We start from the raw sequence: 2751 nt of genomic DNA on the forward strand, positions 1-2751 counted from the left end.
CGCAACGAAACCGAAGTGGCGGCGCTGCTGCGTTCGGCGCAAGGCCAGTTCGAACAGTTCATGAAGTTGAACCGCAAGGTTGCCCCGGAAATCGCCAGCCAGATTTCGGCGGTGGAAGAACCCGGCCGCTTTGCCGACACCGTGGCCGCCAACCTGGGCCTGAAGATCGCCGACAAGCAGGCGCTGCTGGCCGAGCCCGACGTGGGCGCGCGGCTGGAGAAGATCTTTGCCTTCATGGAAGGCGAAATGGGCGTGCTGCAGGTGGAAAAGAAAATCCGCAACCGCGTAAAGCGGCAGATGGAGAAGACCCAGCGCGAATATTATCTCAACGAACAGATGAAGGCGATCCAGCGCGAGCTGGGCGATGCCGACGAGGAAAAAGACGAGATCGCCGAGCTGGAAGAGAAGATCAAGAAGGTCAAGCTCTCCAAGGAAGCCCGTGAAAAGGCGTTGGGCGAACTGAAGAAGCTGAAGGCGATGGCGCCGCAATCGGCGGAAGCCACGGTGGTGCGCAACTATCTCGATACGCTGCTCGGCCTGCCGTGGGGCAAGAAATCCAAGATCAAGAAGGACATTGTCGCGGCACAGGCCGTGCTCGATGCCGATCATTATGGCCTGGAAAAGGTCAAGGACCGGATCATCGAGTATCTGGCCGTGCAGGCGCGCACCAACAAGCTGAAGGGGCCGATCCTGTGCCTCGTTGGCCCGCCCGGGGTTGGCAAGACCTCGCTGGGCCGCTCCATCGCCAAGGCGACGGGGCGTGAATTCATCCGCCACAGCCTGGGCGGCGTGCGCGATGAAGCCGAAATCCGCGGCCACCGCCGGACCTATATTGGCTCCATGCCCGGCAAGGTGATCCAGAACCTGAAGAAGGCTGGCACGTCCAACCCGCTGTTCCTGCTCGATGAAATTGACAAGTTGGGCCAGGATTTCCGCGGCGATCCGGCATCGGCGCTGCTGGAAGTGCTCGATCCGGAACAGAACAAGGCGTTCAACGATCACTATCTGGAGGTCGATTACGACCTGTCGGACGTGATGTTCGTGACCACCGCCAACAGCTACAACATGCCCCAGCCGCTGCTGGATCGCATGGAGATCATCAGCCTGTCGGGCTACACCGAAGACGAAAAGGTGGAGATCGCCAAGGGCCATCTGATCGACAAGCAGTATGAAGCGCACGGGCTGAAGAAGGAGGAGTTCAGCGTGGGCGACGACGCGCTGCGCGATCTCATCCGCTATTACACCCGCGAAGCCGGTGTGCGCCGGCTGGAGCGCGAGATTGCCAAGTTGGCCCGCAAGGCGCTGCGCCGCATCCTCGAAGGCAAGGTGACCAGTGTTGCCGTCAATTCCGACAATCTGGCCGATTTCGCCGGGGTGCGGAAATATCGTTATGGCCTGGCCGATGCCGAAGACCAGATTGGCGCTGTCACCGGCCTGGCCTGGACCGAAGTGGGCGGCGATCTGCTGACCATCGAAGCCGTCACCAGCCCCGGCAAGGGCACGATCAAGACCACCGGCAAGCTGGGCAGCGTGATGACCGAATCGATTTCGGCGGCGCTCAGCTTCGTGCGGGCCCGTGCCACCCATTATGGCATCAAGCCGAGCGTGTTTGAAAAGAAGGACATTCACGTTCACGTGCCGGAAGGCGCAACGCCCAAGGATGGCCCGTCGGCTGGTATCGCCATGGTCACCGCCATCATCTCCACGCTCACCGGCGTGGCGGTGAAGAGCGACGTGGCGATGACCGGCGAAGTGACGCTGCGCGGCCGCGTGCTGCCGATTGGTGGCCTCAAGGAAAAGCTGTTGGCGGCGCTGCGTGGCGGCATCACCATGGTGCTGATCCCGGCTGAGAACGAGAAGGACCTGGTTGAGATCCCCGACAATGTGAAGCAGGGCCTGAAGATCGTGCCGGTGAGCCACGTCGATGAAGTGCTGGCGCTAGCGCTGACCCAGCCGCTGGTGCCGATCGAATGGACCGAGGCGGACGAAAAGGCCGCCATGCCGGCCGCCGCCGTGACCAGCGAACCGGCAGTTCGGCACTAATTTTGAACGAACCGGGTGGGCGGGGCTTTACAGCGCCGCCCATCTCGCCTAATTCGCCGCCTCCCGACACGAGTGGGCGCGTAGCTCAGCGGTAGAGCACTGCTTTCACACGGCAGGGGTCACAGGTTCAATCCCTGTCGCGCCCACCACTCGGTCTTCTTATCCATACGCCCCGAAATGATTGGCAATCGCGATGCTGATCAGCGGGATCAGCCGCGCGGTCGTGGCAATCGGCTCGATGAAGCGGCTCTGGATACCGGCATAGGCCTGCGCGTCGTCTTCGGGCCAATCGGTGGGTTCATCCATGCGATAATCCGCCAGATCGGGCGCCGTCACCGGGAAGGCGCGGCGCAGCTGTTCCAGCGCTTCGTCGGTGCGCAATGACAGCACCATATCGAGCACATCATCGCGGCTGATATCGTTGCGGCGCGAAAAGGCCGGAATATCGACCGCGCGCAGAAACAGATGCTGCATCAGCGCCAGCCGCAGCGCGTGCAGCACGCCCAGCGTGCGCCGCGTCGCCTCGGTGCCGGGATCGGCGGGCGTTGGTTCCGGCAGGTGGCTCAGCAGTTGCCGCAGCTTGAAATTGTCCACCCGCAGTGTTGAGGCAAGGCGGCGGAACTGGCCGGAACGATCATCATCCACCAGCCGTTCGGCCAGCGCCAGGCAGGGCCGCGCCAGCGCCTCTTCGGTGCCGCGATAGGGGCG

At 62.7% G+C, this 2751-nt stretch carries 1 protein-coding gene, 1 tRNA gene and 1 pseudogene; 2 read left to right on the forward strand and 1 reads right to left on the reverse strand.

Going from position 1 to position 2751, the window contains the following annotated elements:
* Together lon and RMO81_RS04960 are read left to right on the forward strand one after the other, a co-directional pair.
* Positions 1-2043: endopeptidase La (lon, locus tag RMO81_RS04955; protein ID WP_310474653.1), on the forward strand; the 2043-nt coding region annotated here is incomplete at its 5' end.
* A 74-nt stretch (positions 2044-2117) separates the two neighbouring features.
* Positions 2118-2192: transfer RNA gene (locus RMO81_RS04960), tRNA-Val, on the forward strand.
* 10 nt (positions 2193-2202) lie between these two features.
* On the opposite strand, the pseudogene RMO81_RS04965 reads toward RMO81_RS04960, so the two are convergent.
* Positions 2203-2751 (reverse strand): annotated as a pseudogene (locus RMO81_RS04965) (phosphoenolpyruvate carboxylase); the annotation flags it as partial.

It is taken from the genome of Sandarakinorhabdus sp. (assembly GCF_031422795.1).
Classification (GTDB): domain Bacteria; phylum Pseudomonadota; class Alphaproteobacteria; order Sphingomonadales; family Sphingomonadaceae; genus Sandarakinorhabdus.